The organism is Pseudomonas sp. (assembly GCF_049300855.1).
GTDB lineage: Bacteria > Pseudomonadota > Gammaproteobacteria > Pseudomonadales > Pseudomonadaceae > Aquipseudomonas.
The window spans coordinates 429,367-445,612 of sequence record NZ_JBAQKH010000054.1; the positions used below are offsets into that span (position 1 = coordinate 429,367).

At 59.8% G+C, this 16,246-nt stretch carries 14 protein-coding genes; 7 read left to right on the forward strand and 7 right to left on the reverse strand.

Translation table 11 applies throughout. From position 1 onward, the window contains the following. Positions 1–254: 254 nt before the first annotated feature. The 4 genes from WA225_RS27175 (at position 255) to WA225_RS27190 (ending at position 7,722) form a co-directional block, all read left to right on the forward strand. Positions 255–2,357, forward strand: a complete 2,103-nt coding sequence (locus WA225_RS27175; protein WP_422610331.1) for a cytochrome-c peroxidase — start codon at positions 255–257, stop codon at positions 2,355–2,357. 198 nt (positions 2,358–2,555) lie between these two features. Then, entirely contained in the window at positions 2,556–3,845 is a 1,290-nt protein-coding gene (locus WA225_RS27180; protein ID WP_422610332.1) for a GGDEF domain-containing protein, read from the forward strand. A gap of 89 nt (positions 3,846–3,934) precedes the next feature. Continuing rightward, positions 3,935–5,731, forward strand: coding sequence for an acyl-CoA dehydrogenase C-terminal domain-containing protein (locus WA225_RS27185; protein ID WP_422610333.1), 1,797 nt, complete (start codon positions 3,935–3,937; stop codon positions 5,729–5,731). Positions 5,732–5,943: 212 nt separating this feature from the next. Next, on the forward strand, positions 5,944–7,722 hold the full coding sequence (locus WA225_RS27190; protein ID WP_242208967.1) for an acyl-CoA dehydrogenase C-terminal domain-containing protein: 1,779 nt from the start codon (positions 5,944–5,946) through the stop codon (positions 7,720–7,722). Between the two features lie 227 nt (positions 7,723–7,949). Here the strand turns inward: WA225_RS27190 and WA225_RS27195 are convergent, their stop codons facing one another. Beyond that, on the reverse strand, positions 7,950–8,864 hold the full coding sequence (locus tag WA225_RS27195; protein ID WP_422610334.1) for a LysR family transcriptional regulator: 915 nt from the start codon (positions 8,862–8,864) through the stop codon (positions 7,950–7,952). Positions 8,865–9,033: 169 nt separating this feature from the next. Between WA225_RS27195 and WA225_RS27200 the strand changes: the two genes are divergently transcribed. From WA225_RS27200 to WA225_RS27210, 3 genes are all read left to right on the forward strand, one after another. After that, positions 9,034–10,317, forward strand: coding sequence for an aspartate aminotransferase family protein (locus WA225_RS27200; RefSeq protein WP_422610335.1), 1,284 nt, complete (start codon positions 9,034–9,036; stop codon positions 10,315–10,317). Positions 10,318–10,526: 209 nt separating this feature from the next. Continuing rightward, positions 10,527–10,709, forward strand: a complete 183-nt coding sequence (locus WA225_RS27205; RefSeq protein WP_141126658.1) for a DNA-binding protein — start codon at positions 10,527–10,529, stop codon at positions 10,707–10,709. Between the two features lie 65 nt (positions 10,710–10,774). Further along, entirely contained in the window at positions 10,775–10,933 is a 159-nt protein-coding gene (locus tag WA225_RS27210) for a YqaE/Pmp3 family membrane protein (protein WP_003228885.1), read from the forward strand. Positions 10,934–11,050: 117 nt separating this feature from the next. On the opposite strand, the gene WA225_RS27215 is transcribed toward WA225_RS27210, so the two are convergent. The 6 genes from WA225_RS27215 to pqqA form a co-directional block, all read right to left on the reverse strand. Further along, the gene (locus WA225_RS27215; RefSeq protein ID WP_422610336.1) at positions 11,051–12,862 is read right to left on the reverse strand and encodes a prolyl oligopeptidase family serine peptidase; all 1,812 of its coding nucleotides are present in this window, start codon (positions 12,860–12,862) and stop codon (positions 11,051–11,053) included. Continuing rightward, positions 12,828–13,988, reverse strand: coding sequence for a pyrroloquinoline quinone biosynthesis protein PqqE (gene pqqE, locus WA225_RS27220; RefSeq protein WP_422610337.1), 1,161 nt, complete (start codon positions 13,986–13,988; stop codon positions 12,828–12,830). Before pqqE ends, WA225_RS27215 begins: the two co-directional genes overlap by 35 nt. Next, positions 13,960–14,235: a pyrroloquinoline quinone biosynthesis peptide chaperone PqqD gene (pqqD, locus tag WA225_RS27225; protein ID WP_422610338.1), complete on the reverse strand. Its 276-nt coding sequence runs from the start codon at positions 14,233–14,235 to the stop codon at positions 13,960–13,962. Before pqqD ends, pqqE begins: the two co-directional genes overlap by 29 nt. Beyond that, positions 14,232–14,984 carry a pyrroloquinoline-quinone synthase PqqC gene (gene pqqC, locus WA225_RS27230; protein WP_422610339.1) on the reverse strand — a complete coding sequence of 251 codons (753 nt, stop codon included), beginning with the start codon at positions 14,982–14,984 and terminating at the stop codon, positions 14,232–14,234. The genes pqqD and pqqC overlap by 4 nt, the downstream gene beginning before the upstream one ends. 134 nt (positions 14,985–15,118) lie before the next feature. Then, a complete protein-coding gene (gene pqqB / locus WA225_RS27235) occupies positions 15,119–16,030 on the reverse strand; it encodes a pyrroloquinoline quinone biosynthesis protein PqqB (protein WP_123594031.1) in 912 nt (303 codons plus the stop codon). Positions 16,031–16,110: 80 nt separating this feature from the next. Continuing rightward, positions 16,111–16,185, reverse strand: coding sequence for a pyrroloquinoline quinone precursor peptide PqqA (gene pqqA / locus WA225_RS27240; RefSeq protein WP_003422658.1), 75 nt, complete (start codon positions 16,183–16,185; stop codon positions 16,111–16,113). Between the last annotated feature and the right edge of the window lie 61 nt (positions 16,186–16,246).

The window sequence follows — 16,246 nt, forward strand, 5'->3', positions numbered from 1 at the left end:
AAAAACCGCTGCTCCTTCGGGGGCGGCGGTTTTTTTTTTGCGCTGGATTTACCCCCAATACCGGGGACGTTTCCCCAGCAGAAACGGTGAGCTGACAGCGCGCGGCCCCAGCGTTTATTGATTCAAAATGTTTCTCGGAAGGCTGGCCAATTAATTGCACTGCGCAGATTAACCGGCGCTCACGAGAAATCCTGTGCTGTTCCACGACGCCTCTCGCCCGGCGAACTCATAACAACAACGTCAGGGTGAAGCATATGAACATCTGTCGACTTGTCGGGTTAACCCTCACGCTTAGTACCTGCGGCGCCATGGCGGCTGATCCTGTGGAAGTGGATCCGCCGGTGCCGCAAGTGCCGAGCCTGCAATCGCTGCGTGGCATGCTGCCGCCCGATCCGTCGGGGACAGAAGGCGGGCGCAAGGTCGACCTGATGACCGACTACGTGCTCAACCGGTCCGCCGCAATCCTGCTGGGCAAAGCGCTGTTCTGGGACATGGAAGTCGGCAGCGACGGCGCCACGGCCTGTGCGTCCTGCCACTACCACGCCGGCGTCGATCACCGCATCACCAACCAGCTCAACCCCGGCCAGGCGCATACCAACACCAACGTCGCCTCGATTTTCAACAAACCTTTCGTGGCCTCGGACATCCCCGGTGACGTGGCGTCCTACGCGACCTTGTCCGGCGGCAAGGGCGGGCCGAACTACACACTGAAGAAAACCGACTTCCCGACCCATGTGCTGAGTAATCCACTGGAGCGCAACTCGCCGATTGTGTACTCGACGGACGACGTGATCGGCTCCCAAGGCGTGTTCGACGCCAATTTCGTCAAACCCAACCAGCCGCGTTTCGACAAATGCACCCAGCAGCCCGACGGCATTTTTCAGGTCGGCGGCATCAATGTGCGCCGCAGCACCGGACGCAACGCGCCGTCGGTGATCAACGCAGCGTTCAATGTGCGCAACTTTTGGGACGGCCGGGCGAATAACGTGTTTAACGGCTTCTCGCCGTTCGGCAATCGCGACCCTGATGCGGCGATTTACGTGACCAGCGAGCGCAGCACCGTGGCAAGCAAAGTCCGTCTGGCGCTCAACGATGCTTCTGCGGCGTCGCAAGCCGTAGGTCCGCCCGGGAGCGGGGTGGAAATGTCCTGCGGCGGCCGCACTTTCGCCGACATCGGCCGGCGCATGCTTGATCAGTTGATGCTCAAGCAACAGCGGATTTCTTCCAGCGACTCCGTGCTCGCTTCGGTATCCGGCGCGCGGCGTCCGACTTATCGCGAATTGATCAAAAACGCCTTCCAGCCACGCCTGTGGAACGCCACGCAAAATGTGCTGGTGGGCGGTGCGCCGTATACGCAGATGGAAGCCAACTTCCCGCTGTTCTTCGGGCTGGCGATTCAGATGTACGAATCCACCCTGATCTCTGACCAGGCGCCGATTGATGCCTATCTGCAAGGCGATTCAACCGCCATGAACGCGCAGCAGGTTCAGGGCATGAATCTGTTCCTCGGCAAGGGCAAATGCGTCAATTGCCACGGCGGCGCGGAGCTGACCAACGCGGCCAGCCGCCTGCTGATGCACCCGCGTGAACGCATCGAACGCATGGTCATGGCCGATAACCTGATCACCCTTTACGACAACGGTTTCTACAACACCGGCGTGCGTCCGACCTCAGAAGACCTCGCGCTCGGTGGCTCGGATGCCTGGGGTAATCCATGGTCGTTCAGCCGCCAGTACAACAAGCTGTTGCAAGGTGGCAGCATTCCCGATCCGCTGGACGTCGATGTCTGCACCTTCGAGGCGCCGCTGAGCGCAGCGATTCCCTGCGACGCCACGCTCAAACCCAACGTCAACTTCCGTGATTCGGTCGACGGCGCCTTCAAGACGCCGACCCTGCGCAACATCGCGCTGACCGGCCCGTACTTCCACAACGGCAGCCGCGCCACGCTCAAACAGGTGATGGAGTTCTACAACCGTGGCGGCGACCGTCGCGGCGAGGACGCCAACAACACCAGCGGTTTCGAACACCCGTCGGCCAATCAGCACAACACCTCGAACCTTGATCCGGACATGACCAATCTCAACCTGACGCCTGAAGAAATCGACGCGCTGGTGAAATTCATGGAAGTCGGCCTGACCGATCCGCGCGTGGCCTGGGAGCGGGCGCCGTTCGATCATCCGTCGCTGGTGATCCCGCAGGGCCACGTCGGCGATGAAAATGCCGTGACTCAGCGTCCGGCCAGTCCGAAGGTTACGACGCGGCAAGCGGCGGATGCTTCGCTCAATCTCAAGCCCTACGGCGCCGAGGGGCGAAGCACGGCGGAGGGGCCATTGCTGCCGTTCTACAACGATTTGTGAGGGATATTTCCAGGCCTGGCCATCAGTGATGGTGGCCAGCATGGCAAATCGGGCAAAAAACTTGGCAAATCGCTCAGATAGTCAGGTTTTCTGCCGTTAAAGAGACTGCGTGTGATCTGGATCACATTGTGTGTGCTTAACTGGCCACATTGCAGGCACAATGCCATCTCTTTGATATGACGGGTCGGAGCTTTACCCTTGCCGCGTTCTTCCGCTGTACGTTTCAGTCATTTTCTACCTTCACTGCTGTTGTTACTCGCGGGGTTGGCGGCTGCGTACGTCAAAGACCTCAACGTGTTCTTCACGTCGCTGTTCAACGTGCTGCCAACGTTGGTGCTGTTGCTGGGCGGCGCTTATTGCGCGGTTTACCGACGTCAGCGCGAACTGTTTCTGATGCTCACGGTGTACATCGCCTACTTTTTGCTCGACACCCAGACCGACTATTACCGCGACAACGGCAAGGTGCGTGAAGACGCTGCCGTGGTCTTTCATCTCGTGTGTTTGCTGCTGCCTTTGTTATTCGGCCTGTTTGCGGCGTGGCAGGAACGTACGCATCTGTTCCAGGACATGGTCGCGCGCTTCGCCGTGTTGCTGGCCTTTGGCAGTGTGGCGCTGGGGCTTGAGCAAAGTTATCCCCAGGCGTTGCTGATGTGGCTCTCGGAAATCCGTTGGCCGGCGCTGCACGGCGCGTGGATGAGCCTGATCCAGCTGTCGTATCCGGTGTTCATCTCGGCGTTCCTGCTGCTGGCCTGGCAGTACTGGCGCAATCCGCGGCCTTTGCATGCGGCGCAGTTGGTGGGTTTGCTCGGTGTGTTCTGGATGCTGCCGAAAACCTTCATCTTGCCGTTTACCCTGAACATCATGTGCAGCCAAGTGATGTTGATGATCGCCGCCGCCGTTGCACATGAGGCTTATCAAATGGCCTTTCGCGACGAACTTACCGGTTTGCCGGGACGCCGCGCACTCAACGAACGCATGCAGCGTCTCGGGCGCAACTATGTGCTGGCGATGAGCGACGTCGATCACTTCAAGAAATTCAACGACACCCACGGCCACGATGTCGGTGACCAGGTGTTGCGCCTGGTCGCCAGCAAATTGTCAAAAATCAGCGGTGGCGGTAGGGCGTATCGCTATGGCGGTGAGGAATTTGCCCTGGTGTTCGCAGGCAAAACCCTTGAAGAGTGCATGCCGCATCTTGAGGTGATCCGCGAGTCGATAGCCTCTTACAGCATCCAGCTGCGCAATCAGGAAAACCGCCCGCAGGACGATCAGCAAGGTCGGCAACGCCGCGCCGGCTCCGGGGCCTCAAGCGTTTCGGTGACGGTGAGCATTGGCGTCGCCGAACGAGTGGAACAGCGCAACCCGGAACAAGTGCTCAAATCCGCCGACGAGGCCCTGTACGCCGCCAAAGGCGCGGGGCGTAACTGTGTGGTTGCGTTCGGCCAGAACCGCCGCGGTGCGGTGCGCATGGACACGGCCGCAGGTTGAGTGATGACGGCGCATTCAGCGTCTGCACAGTGATTGTGGGGCGTGGTGGCCGGCAGTAGGTTGAGGAATCTGCTGACGGAGAAGCCACCATGCCTGAGTACAAAGCTCCCCTGCGCGACATGCGCTTTCTGATCGACCACGTCTTCGACTTCCACGCCAATTACGCCGCTCTCGGCGCGCACGACGCCAGCCCGGACATGATCAGCGCGATCCTCGAAGAGGGCGCGAAGTTCTGCGAGAACGTACTCGCACCGCTCAATCGCAGCGGCGACGAAGAGGGCTGCCATTTCGACAACGGTGTGGTGACAACGCCTACAGGCTTCAAGCAAGCCTTCGCACAATACGTCGAAGGCGGCTGGCACGGTCTGGCGGCGGATCCGGTTTACGGCGGCCAAGGCCTGCCGAGTTCGCTGGGGCTGGTGATCAGCGAGATGGTCGGCTCCAGCAACACGTCCTGGGGCATGTACCCGGGCCTGACCCACGGCGCGATGTCGGCGATCCATGCCCACGGCAGCGCCGAGCAGAAAGAAACCTACCTGAGCAAACTCACCGCCGGGCAATGGACCGGCACCATGTGCCTGACCGAAGCCCACTGCGGCACCGACCTGGGCATCATCAAGACCCGCGCCGTGCCTCAGGTTGATGGCAGTTACGCGGTTACCGGCAGCAAGATTTTCATCTCTGCCGGCGAGCACGACATGAGCGACAACATCATCCATCTGGTGTTGGCCAAATTGCCCGACGCGCCGGCCGGGACCAAAGGGATTTCGCTGTTTATCGTGCCGAAGTTCTTGCCGGATGCTGCAGGCGAGGCGGGTGCGCGCAATGGCGTGTCCTGCGGTTCGATCGAACACAAGATGGGTATCAAGGCCTCGGCCACTTGCGTGCTCAACTTCGACGGCGCCAAGGGCTACCTGATCGGCGAGCCGAACAAGGGTCTGAACTGCATGTTCACCATGATGAACCACGCGCGGCTCGGCACCGGCATGCAGGGGTTGTGTCTGGGCGAGGCGAGCTTTCAGGGCGCGATCAAATACGCCAACGACCGCTTGCAGATGCGCTCGCTTACCGGCGCCAAAGCTCCGGAAAAAGCGGCCGACCCGATCATCGTCCACCCGGATGTGCGGCGCATGTTGCTGACGATGAAAGCCTTCAACGAAGGCAACCGCGCGCTGACCTACTTCACCGCACAGTTGCTCGATGTCGCGCACCTGAGCAGCGATGCCGAGGCACGTCAGGAGGCCGAAGACCTGTTGGCGTTCCTCACGCCGATCTGCAAAGCGTTCATGACCGACACCGGCCTGGAAGTGACCAACCACGGCATGCAGGTATTCGGCGGCCACGGGTTTATTCGCGAATGGGGCATGGAGCAGTTGGTTCGTGACTGTCGGATTGCCCCGATCTACGAAGGCACTAATGGCATTCAGGCGCTGGATCTGCTCGGACGCAAGGTGCTCGGCAGTCAAGGCAAGTTGCTGCGCGGATTTACCAAAATCGTCCACAAGTTTTGCGCGGCCAACGTCGAACACCCGCAACTGGGCGGTTTCGTTGCGCAGCTCAATGAGCTGAATCAGCAATGGGGCGACCTGACGATGAAGGTCGGCATGGCGGCGATGAAGAATCCGGATGAAGTGGGCGCAGCATCGGTGGATTACCTGATGTACAGCGGTTACATCATTCTTGGGTATCTGTGGTTGCGCATGGCATTGGTGGCGCAGGCGCAACTGGAGGCGGGCGAAGGTGAGGTGGATTACCTGCGTGGCAAATTGGCGACCTGCGAGTTCTATTTCAAGCGCTTGTTGCCGCGTACGGCGGCGCATCGGGCGGCGGTCGAAGCGGGGAGTGATTGCTTGATGAAACTACCTGCCGAAATGTTTGCGCTTTAAGGAAGATCAAAAGATCGCAGCCTGCGGCAGCTCCTACACGAGATCGAGTTTTATCTGTAGGACCTGCCGCAGGCTGCGATCTTTTTTGTGGTGACTAAAAATAACAAATCGGTCACCGGTTGACCCTATGTGTCGCAAAAGTTGTTGGGGTACACTCAGTCACAGAAAACATCATTCCACGAATCACCTGTTTAGATCTTGCGAGGTTTGCCATGGCTGACTACAAAGCGCCGCTGCGCGATATGCGCTTCGTCCTCAATGAAGTGTTCGAAGTCGCCAAACTCTGGGCCGAACTGCCGGCGCTGGCCGAGACCGTCGACGCCGAAACCGTTGAAGCCATTCTCGAAGAGGCCGGCAAGGTCACCAGCAAAAGCATCGCGCCACTGAGCCGCGCCGCTGACGAAGAAGGTTGCCATTGGGCCGACGGTGCCGTGACCACGCCGGCCGGTTTTCCACAGGCCTATCAGACTTACGCTGAAGGCGGCTGGGTCGGCGTTGGCGGTGATCCGGCCTACGGCGGCATGGGCATGCCCAAAGCCGTGTCGGCCCAGGTCGAAGAAATGGTCAACTCCGCCAGCCTGTCCTTCGGCCTGTACCCGATGCTGACTGCTGGCGCTTGCCTGTCGATCAACGCCCACGCCAGCGAAGAGCTGAAAGCCGCGTACCTGCCGAACATGTACGCCGGCGTCTGGGCAGGTTCGATGTGCCTGACCGAGCCGCACGCCGGCACCGACCTTGGGATCATTCGTACCAAGGCCGAGCCTCAGGCTGATGGTTCCTACAAGGTCAGCGGCACGAAGATCTTCATTACCGGTGGCGAACACGACCTCACCGAAAACATCATCCATCTGGTATTGGCGAAACTGCCGGACGCCCCGGCGGGCCCGAAGGGCATCTCGCTGTTCCTCGTGCCGAAATTCATGGTCAATGCCGATGGCAGCCTGGGCGCACGCAACCCGGCGACCTGCGGTTCGATCGAACACAAGATGGGCATCCAGGCCTCCGCGACCTGCGTGATGAACTTCGACGAAGCCGTGGGTTATCTGGTCGGCGAGCCGAACAAAGGCCTGGCCGCGATGTTCACCATGATGAACTACGAGCGTCTGGGCGTCGGCATTCAAGGCCTGGCGACTGGCGAGCGCTCGTACCAGAACGCCGTTGAATACGCCCGCGACCGTCTGCAAAGCCGTTCGCCAACCGGCGCGCAGAACAAAGACAAAGTCGCAGACCCGATCATCGTCCACCCGGACGTGCGGCGCATGCTGTTGACCATGAAAGCCTCGAACGAGGGCGGCCGTGCGTTTTCCACCTACGTGGCGATGCAACTCGACACCGCCAAGTTCAGCGAGGACGCGACCACGCGCAAGCGTGCGGAAGATCTGGTCGCATTGCTGACGCCGGTGGCCAAGGCATTCCTCACCGATCTGGGTCTGGAGACCACCGTGCACGGCCAGCAGATTTTCGGCGGCCACGGCTACATCCGCGAGTGGGGCCAGGAACAACTGGTGCGTGACGTACGCATCACCCAGATCTACGAAGGCACCAACGGCATTCAGGCGCTGGACCTCGTCGGGCGCAAGATCGTCGGTAGCGGCGGCGCGTTCTACAAGCTGTTCGCCGACGAGATCCGCCACTTCACCGCGACCGCCAGTGCCGATCTGGGCGAGTTCACCAAGCCACTGAACGATGCAGTCGACACCCTCGACGAACTGACGTCGTGGCTGCTGGATCGGGCGAAAAACAACCCGAACGAAATCGGCGCGGCTTCGGTCGAATATCTGCAAGCGTTCGGATACGTTTCCTACGCCTACATGTGGGCACTGATGGCCAAAGCCTCATTGGGCAAAGAAGCGCAGGACGATTTCTATGCCAGCAAGCTCGGCACCGCGCGCTTCTACTTCGCCCGTCTGCTGCCGCGTATTCACTCGTTGAGCGCGTCGGTGAAGGCCGGTAGCGAGTCGCTGTTTCTGCTGGATGCAGCGCAATTCTGATGATGTAACGTCATGTAAGCATTCTCTTACATGACGTGCTGCTGTTCTCCCATAGGCATGGATTGGATCCACAGCTAATCTACAACTCATGGACGTCGCGCAGGAAGCGCAAAGCAACAACACGGACACGTAGGATTCTGCCAGGGTGGCGGAGTGAAATGGATGTCAGGGAAACAGTCTGCAAAGCCCCGCTTCGGCGGGGTTTTCTTTTGCCTGAAGAAAAGTGCTCAGACCAAAGGGTCGAGCGGCGGCTTTACTTCTCGTTCCATCACTTCTTCGAGCAATGTCCGCAACAATGCCAAAGAGGCCTGCTGGCGTTGCACATCGCGACACACCAACCCAACTTTCAGCGGCACCCGGGGTTCGCTCAGCGGTTTCCACAGCAGATCCTGATCGTCGTGCTCCTTCTGCGAACGCCCCGGCAACACCGTCGCCAGTTTGGTGTGCGGCAGACTGTCGAGAATCCCCACCATATTGTTCAGCTCGGCTTGCACTTGCGGGCGTCGTCCGAGGGCGGTCAATTGCGCCTGCCAGATCTGGCGGATCTGGAATTCTTCACCGAGTAGCAACATCGGCAGCTCGGCAGCCTGGCGCATCGAGACTTTCTTGAATTCACGCAATGGATGATCCGCCGGGATCACCAGCGTCAGTTCATCTTCGTACAACATCACGCCATGCAGGCCCGGTTGGCGCGGCGGTAGATAACTGATGCCAATGTCCAAAGAACCATTTAGCAGTCGCCGCTCGATCTCAAGTCCAGTCAACTCATAAATCTGCACGACCAGATGCGGCTGCGCCTTACGCACCCGCTCAAGCATTTGCGGTACCAGGCTGGTGTGCACCGTTTGCAGCACGCCAATCGCCAGCGTGCGCAGGGCCTGGCCCTTGAAGTTGCCTAGCGCTTCGCGCGCCCGTTGCAGTCCGTCAAGTAACGGAACCGCGTGGTTGTACAAGGTGTGCGCGGCGAGTGTCGGCAGCAGGCGTTTGCTACTGCGTTCGAACAGGGTGACGTCGAGGTTCTGCTCAAGTTGGCGGATCTGCTGCGACAGCGCCGGTTGCGAGATCGACAGGCGTTCTGCCGCCCGGCCGACATGGCCTTCTTCGTAGACCGCGACGAAATAACGCAGTTGTTTGAAATCCATAAGTAATGCTTATCGAAAATGCTGGGAAATCGAAATGGCCCGAAGCCGTCAGTGGGCCTAGTCTAACCGCATTCACAAGGCTTACAGGGCCAGAAAGCGCGATGAATAGCGTTCGCTTCGACAGTGTTTGCATAGGCAGTTCAAAACACCTCAAACGAGGTGTTTTTCCATGAATCTGTTCAATTTGCGGCGCCAGACGCCGAGTCTTGATGACCTCGCTTTCGAGGCCAATCGTTGCGACAACAATGAAAATCTCAGTGCCGAGCGGCTGATGCCCAGCGTCGAACGGCCGCAGCAGGTGTTCGTCCGTGGTCAGGGTTCCTGGCTATGGGACAGTAACGACCGCGCGTATCTCGACTTTTCTCAGGCCGGCGGCGCCAACAGCCTCGGGCACAGCCCATCAGCGCTGGTCAAAGCCATCAGCAGTCAGGCGCAGGCGCTGATCAATCCCGGTTTCAACCTGCATAATCGCGGCATGCTCAGCCTTGCTGAACGCCTGTGCGCCGCTACCTCCAGCGATCAGGCTTACCTGCTCAACAGCGGTAGCGAAGCCTGTGAGGCGGCGATCAAACTCGCTCGCAAGTGGGGCCAACTGCATCGCGGCGGCGCCTCGCAGATTATTGTCGCGGAGCAGGGTTGTCATGGCCGCAGCCTGGCAACGATTTCCGCCTCGGACAGTTGCAACCTGCACAACCGTTTCGCGCCACTGCTGCCTGGTTTCGATCGAGTGCCGTTCAACGATTTGCCGGCGCTGCACGCGGCGGTTGATGCGCAGACCGTGGCGATCATGCTTGAGCCGATCCAGAGTGATGCCGGCGTCGTTCCAGCCACCGAACATTACCTCAAAGGTGTCGAACGGCTGTGCCGTGAGTTGGGCATTCTACTGATCCTCGACGAAGTGCAAACCGGCATCGGCCGCTGCGGTACTTTGCTCGCCGAACAATCCTACGGCGTGCGCGCCGATATCGTCGTGCTCGGCAAAGGGCTTGGCGGTGGTGTGCCGCTGGCAGCGCTGCTGGCGCGGGGCAAGGCTTGCTGTTTCGAGCCGGGTGAGTTGGGCGGCACGCATCACGGCAATGCATTGATGACGGCGGCCGGTCTGGTAGTGCTCGACAGCGTGCACGACCGCAGTTTTCTCGAACAGGTCAACGACACCGGTCAGCATTTGCGCGAAGGCCTGGCTCGTTTGGCTCACCGCTATGACCACGGTGGCTTACGTGGACAAGGCCTGTTCTACGGATTGACCCTGTCAGACGATTGCGCCGACGCCGTGGTCCACGCCGCCCTGCACGAAGGCCTGCTGCTCAACGCCCCGCAAGCCAATTGCCTGCGCTTCACCCCGGCGCTCACGATCAGCAAAGCGAACATCGACGAAATGCTCCTGCGCCTGGGCCGCGCCTTCTCGCGAGTGCGCACCGCACAACTGCAATGCCGCAAAGGGATTGCCGTTTGAGCTGAATTGTCCTGCCCGAATTAAAGAACCGTCTCGCGGTATAACGCACGCCCCACGCCTGATTCTTTTGGCGTGGGGCGTTTTTTTTGTGGCCGGCTTTTGCAAATGGCAATTAATGCTTGAACGATGGAGCAGCTCATGTTTTTAAGCTCAGCCGTTGCTACGACAAATCGAGAACCTCTCGACCAAGGAAATGGAGGAGCCATCTCATGGGTGAAAAATTCAAAAGTGAAGTTTCTGAATTGATACACGAGTCAGCCATTGCTCTGCTTGATGTCGGTGCCATCAGCAAGGCAACGATGCGGGAGTTTGATGAGTCGTGCCTAGCTGCAATTTCTGACGCGGCTCGGCGTCAATCTGATGCTGACACGGAACATGGTACTGAACCCTGACAAACGGCGCAGGTCGATTAGCTTGTATGGCTCAAGTGAGCCAACCCCCATTCAGGAGCTGCCCCATGGATTTCATTCGCATCATCATCGCTATTCTGTTGCCACCACTGGGTGTGTTTCTGCAGGTCGGGTTTGGCGGGGCGTTCTGGTTGAACATTCTGCTGACGTTGTGCGGCTATATTCCGGGGATCGTGCATGCGGTGTATATCATCGCCAAGCGTTGAGTGTGGCGGTGCTCTATAGATAGGCTTCGCGAGCAAGCTCGCTCCCACATTTGATTGTGTTATCAACGCAAAACCCTGTGGGAGCGAGCTTGCTCGCGAATGGGGCAACTCGGTATTTCAGTCCGAGAGCCCCATCACCCGCCGATAAAACTTCCATTCCTGCTCCAGCGCATGCGCCTGATTGGCCGCGCGGCGGAAGCCGTGGCGTTCGTCGGGGTAGTAATGGGCTTCGACCGGGATACCGTTCTGCTCCAGCGCCGTGACCATGTCGCGGGTTTGTTGCGGGACGACGACGGCGTCCAGTTCACCCTGAAAGAAAATCACCGGCACGCGGATGTTGCTCGCGTGCAGTAACGGCGTGCGGGCGGCGTAGCGTTCGGCGTCTTGCTCGGGATCGCCGATCAGCCAGTCCAGATAATCCCCTTCAAACTTGTGCGTCGCCCGAGCCAACGCCACCGGGTCGCTAACCCCGTAAAGGCTGGCGCCAGCGCGGAATTCCTGCTTGAACGCCAGTGCACACAACGTGGTGTAGCCGCCCGCGCTGCCGCCACGAATGAACGCGCGCTCACCGTCGATCAAGGCTTGTTCGGCGAGATACGCGACGACTGCGCAAGCATCCTCGACATCCACCTCGCCCCAGCTCAGGTGCAACGCCTGGCGATATGCCCGGCCATAACCACTGCTGCCGCGATAGTTGAGATCAGCGACGGCGAAGCCGCGTTGCGTCCAGTATTGAATGCGCGGGTCGAGCATCGGGTAGCAGGCCGATGTCGGGCCGCCGTGGATGAACACCACCAGCGGCGGTTTTGTCTCGCCGCTCATAGCCGGATAGAAAAACCCATGCGCTTCGCCCGATCCGCTTGGATAACGCAACGTTTGCGGACGACTGATGCGCTCGGCGGGCAGGGGCGCCACGCCACCGGCCAGCACTTTGACTTCACGCGTTGCTCGATCAATGGCAATAACCGCCGAAGGACTGATCGGCGAGGCGGCGATGCAGTAAATAAATCGCGAATCCAAAGCCAGATGACGGAAGCGGCTGTAGTCACCGGTGAAATCTACATCGCCCAAAGTCAGGCGACCAAAACCACCTTCACTCCAACTGGCTAAAACCGAATCTTCTACAGGCAACCAGGTGCAGCCGCCCAACTGCCAAGGCGCCGGCGCATGATCGGCCGGCGCGGCAGGCAGTGGCGCCAAACCGTCCGAAGTCTCAGCCCACGGCTGCCAGAATCCACCCCGATCAGTCAGGCAATACAGTCGACCTTCAGCATCAAATCGTGGTTGTTGAATGGACTCTTCAACCTCATCGCCAGCAACGCAGCGCGGCGAACCAAAAGCGCCGTCAGCCAAGCGTTCGGCCACCATCAAACGGGTCGACGTCCACGGCTGATGTGGTCGACTCCACTCGATCCACGCTAAACGCTGGCCATCCGAGCTGATAATTGGCGCAGCATAAAAATCCGCGCCCTCAACCAACAAATGCCGCGCGGCGTCAGCCAGATCAATCGCCACTAACCGATGCTGATCTACCTGTTCTTCCACCGCCAGCACCTGGCCATTGGCAAAATGCAAATCGCCAAACCGACAGTCACCCGAAGTCAGCGCCACAGGCGCTCCATCGAGCGTCTGCCGGTACAACTGCTGATCCGCCTCAGCAACGAAAACCACCCCATCCGGCGTCAGACAAAACGCACCACCGCCATATTCGTACACGCGACTGCGCACACTGAAGCCATCCGGCGTCAGACATTTCGCCACGCCATCGCGCCAATGCCAGATCCGGCACGCGGCATCTTCCGGACGATATTCGTTCCAGAACAGTCCATTGGCGCCGAGCTGCAACTCGGCGAAGTCCATGCCGGCAGCGACGGCTTGCGAAGCGCTGAAAGGCTCAGCCCTTGGCGATGAGGCGTGAGTTTCGTTCATTGCGAAAGGCCAATTGTTCGATGGTTTGGGTGGCGCTCTCGGCTTCTTCGCGGGCCTTGAGGATCACGCCGTGGTGTTCGGACTTGCTGCACACCGGGTCAGCATTGCTCGCATCGCCGGTGAGCATGAACGCCTGGCAGCGGCAGCCGCCGAAGTCCTTTTCTTTTTCATCGCAGGAGCGGCACGGCTCGGGCATCCAGTCGTAACCGCGGAAGCGGTTAAAGCCGAACGAGTCGTACCAGATGTGCTGCATGCTGTGATCGCGCACATTGGGAAATTGCACCGGCAGCTGCCGGGCGCCATGGCAGGGCAGGGCGGTGCCGTCCGGTGTGACCGTCAGAAAGATACTGCCCCAGCCGTTCATGCAGGCTTTCGGGCGTTCTTCGTAGTAATCCGGGGTGACGAAAATCAGCTTGCACGGATGCCCTTCGGCTTCCAGTTTTGCCCGGTATTCGTTAGTGATGCGTTCGGCGCGCACCAGTTGTTCCTTGGTCGGCAACAGGCCGACACGATTGAGCTGCGCCCAACCGTAAAACTGGCAGGTGGCGAGTTCGACGAAGTCCGCTTCCAGCGCGATACACAGCTCGATGATGCGGTCGATCTTGTCGATGTTGTGCCGATGGGTGACGAAGTTCAGCACCATCGGATAACCGTGGGCTTTCACTGCGCGGGCCATTTCCAGCTTCTGCGCGAAAGCTTTTTTCGAGCCGGCGAGCAGGTTGTTCACTTGCTCGTCGCTGGCCTGAAAACTGATCTGGATGTGATCCAGGCCGGCCTTCTTGAAATCGCTGATCTTCTGCTCGGTCAGGCCGATGCCGGAGGTGATCAGGTTGGTGTAGAAACCCAACTGCCGCGCTTCATGAATCAGCTCGGCGAGATCCTGCCGCACCAGCGGTTCGCCACCGGAAAAGCCCAGTTGCGCTGCGCCCATCTCCCGCGCCTCGCGGAACACCTTGATCCACTGCTCGGTGGTCAGCTCTTTGCCTTGCTCGGCGAAATCCAGCGGATTGGAGCAGTACGGGCATTGCAGCGGGCAGCGATACGTCAACTCGGCGAGCAGCCATAGCGGCAGGCCGATTTCAGGTTTTGCCGGCAGATCAGCCAAGGGTGATCCAGTGCTGTGCACGGGCAACCTCCATGAATTGCTCGATGTCGTCACCGAGCTCAGCCACGCCGGGGAACTGCTCATCGAGTTTGGCAATGATCGCCGCGACATCGCGTTCACCGTCAATCAAACCGCCGATCAGTGCGGCCGTTTCATTGAGCTTGATCATGCCTTCAGGGTAGAGCAGCACGTGGCCTTTCTGTGCCGGTTCGTACTGGAAGCGGTAGCCGGGACGCCAGGTCGGGACTTTGCTGCGATCGAAACTCATAAGGTGATTCCTTTGTGCCAGACCCGTTCTGCGGTGACGCTGTGATACGGCGGGCGGTTCAGTTCGTAGGCCATGCTCATGGCATCGAGCATGCTCCAAAGAATGTCCAGTTTGAACTGGAGAATTTCCAGCATGCGTTCCTGACCTTCGCGGGTCTTGTAGTGCTCAAGAGTGATCGCCAGACCGTGCTCGACATCGCGCCGCGCCTGACCGAGGCGGGTGCGGAAATATTCGTAACCGGCCGGGTCAATCCACGGGTAATGCTGCGGCCAACTGTCGAGGCGCGATTGGTGGATCTGCGGCGCGAACAGTTCAGTCAGCGAGCTGCTGGCGGCTTCTTGCCAACTGGCGCGGCGGGCAAAGTTGACGTAGGCGTCGACGGCAAAACGCACGCCGGGCAATACCAATTCCTGGGAGCGCAGTTGATCCGGGTCGAGACCGACGGCCTGGCCCAGACGCAACCAGGCTTCGATGCCGCCGTCTTCACCGGGGGCGCCGTCGTGGTCGAGCAGGCGCTGGATCCACTCGCGGCGGATTTCCCGGTCCGGGCAGTTAGCGAGGATCGCCGCGTCTTTCAGGGGGATGTTCACCTGATAATAGAAGCGGTTGGCGACCCAGCCCTGAATCTGCTCGCGAGTGGCGCGGCCTTCATACATTGCCACGTGATACGGGTGGTAGATGTGGTAATAGGCGCCTTTGGCGCGCAGGGCCGCTTCGAATTCGGCGGGGGACAGCGGGGTGTCGGTCATTGCGGTTCTCCGGGAACAACCGTTGGATTCTGTGGTGTCTGTCAGGACGTCATCGCTGGCAAGCCAGCTCCCACAGGTTTTGTGCACGCCGCAGAACCTTGTGGGAGCTGGCTTGCCAGCGATGGGGCCATCAGTTACAGCACAATACTCATGCCGTCATACGCCACTTCAACATTACGCCGGGCCAGTTCGGCACGCTCCGGCGAATCTTCATCGAGAATCGGATTGGTGTTGTTGATGTGGATAAGCACTTTGCGCTGCTCGGGCAGTTGTTCCAGCACTTCGAGCATGCCGCCAGGGCCGTTTTGCGCCAGATGACCCATCTCACGACCAGTGCGAGTGCCAACGCCACGACGCTGCATTTCATCGTCATCCCACATCGTGCCGTCGACCAGCAGGCAATCGCTGCCGGCCATGATCTCCAGCAACGGCGCATCGACCTTGCCCAGCCCCGGCGCGTAGAACAATTTACCGCCAGTGTTCAGGTCTTCGACGATCAAGCCAATGTTGTCGCCCGGGTGCGGATCGAAGCGGTGCGGCGAGTACGGCGGTGCGGCGCTGCGCAATGGCAACGGCGTGAAACGCAGGTTCGGGCACGCGGCCACGGTGAAACTCTGGTCGAGTTCGATGCGGTTCCAGTCCAGCCCGCCGTTCCAGTGGGTGAGCATCTTGAACAGCGGAAAACCGGTGCTCAGATCTTCATGAACCATGTCCGTGCACCAGACCTGATGCGGGCAGCCTTCGCGCAGGCTGAGCAGGCCGGTGGTGTGGTCGATCTGGCTGTCCATCAGGATGATCGCGCTGATGCCGGTGTCACGCAGCGCCCGGCCCGGTTGCATCGGGGCGAAGCTTTGCAGCTGCGCGCGGATGTCCGGCGAGGCGTTGCACAGCACCCAGTTCACGCCGTCATCGGAAATCGCGATCGACGATTGGGTGCGGGCCTTGGCATTCAGGCTGCCGTCGCGAAAGCCTGCGCAGTTGACGCAGTTGCAGTTCCACTGCGGAAAACCGCCGCCAGCGGCCGAACCCAGAATCTGGACGAACATGAACACTCCATCATTTCAACGCGGAAAATAAAACGCCCCGGCGAGCCGAGGCGTTGCACTGCATTCTACGTAAGCAGAACTCAGCGGCTGGCGAAGTACATGGTGACTTCGAAGCCGATACGCAGGTCGGTGTAAGCAGGTTTTGTCCAGGACATGGGTGTCTCCTTCAGGTTGGTGGGATAGCGCTGTCCATAGGTATAGTCCACGGCAGCGCAA

Coding starts and splice junctions, on each gene's coding strand:
- WA225_RS27195 (WP_422610334.1), bottom strand. CDS start 8,864: ATGGATTTCAAACAACTGCGTTATTTCGTCGCGGTCTACGAAGAAGGC.
- pqqD (WP_422610338.1), bottom strand. CDS start 14,235: ATGAGTTTCGATCGCAGCAAAGTCCCGACCTGGCGTCCCGGCTACCGC.
- WA225_RS27185 (WP_422610333.1), top strand. CDS start 3,935: ATGCCTGAGTACAAAGCTCCCCTGCGCGACATGCGCTTTCTGATCGAC.
- WA225_RS27215 (WP_422610336.1), bottom strand. CDS start 12,862: ATGAACGAAACTCACGCCTCATCGCCAAGGGCTGAGCCTTTCAGCGCT.
- WA225_RS27205 (WP_141126658.1), top strand. CDS start 10,527: ATGGGTGAAAAATTCAAAAGTGAAGTTTCTGAATTGATACACGAGTCA.
- WA225_RS27190 (WP_242208967.1), top strand. CDS start 5,944: ATGGCTGACTACAAAGCGCCGCTGCGCGATATGCGCTTCGTCCTCAAT.
- WA225_RS27210 (WP_003228885.1), top strand. CDS start 10,775: ATGGATTTCATTCGCATCATCATCGCTATTCTGTTGCCACCACTGGGT.
- pqqC (WP_422610339.1), bottom strand. CDS start 14,984: ATGACCGACACCCCGCTGTCCCCCGCCGAATTCGAAGCGGCCCTGCGC.
- WA225_RS27175 (WP_422610331.1), top strand. CDS start 255: ATGAACATCTGTCGACTTGTCGGGTTAACCCTCACGCTTAGTACCTGC.
- pqqB (WP_123594031.1), bottom strand. CDS start 16,030: ATGTTCGTCCAGATTCTGGGTTCGGCCGCTGGCGGCGGTTTTCCGCAG.
- WA225_RS27200 (WP_422610335.1), top strand. CDS start 9,034: ATGAATCTGTTCAATTTGCGGCGCCAGACGCCGAGTCTTGATGACCTC.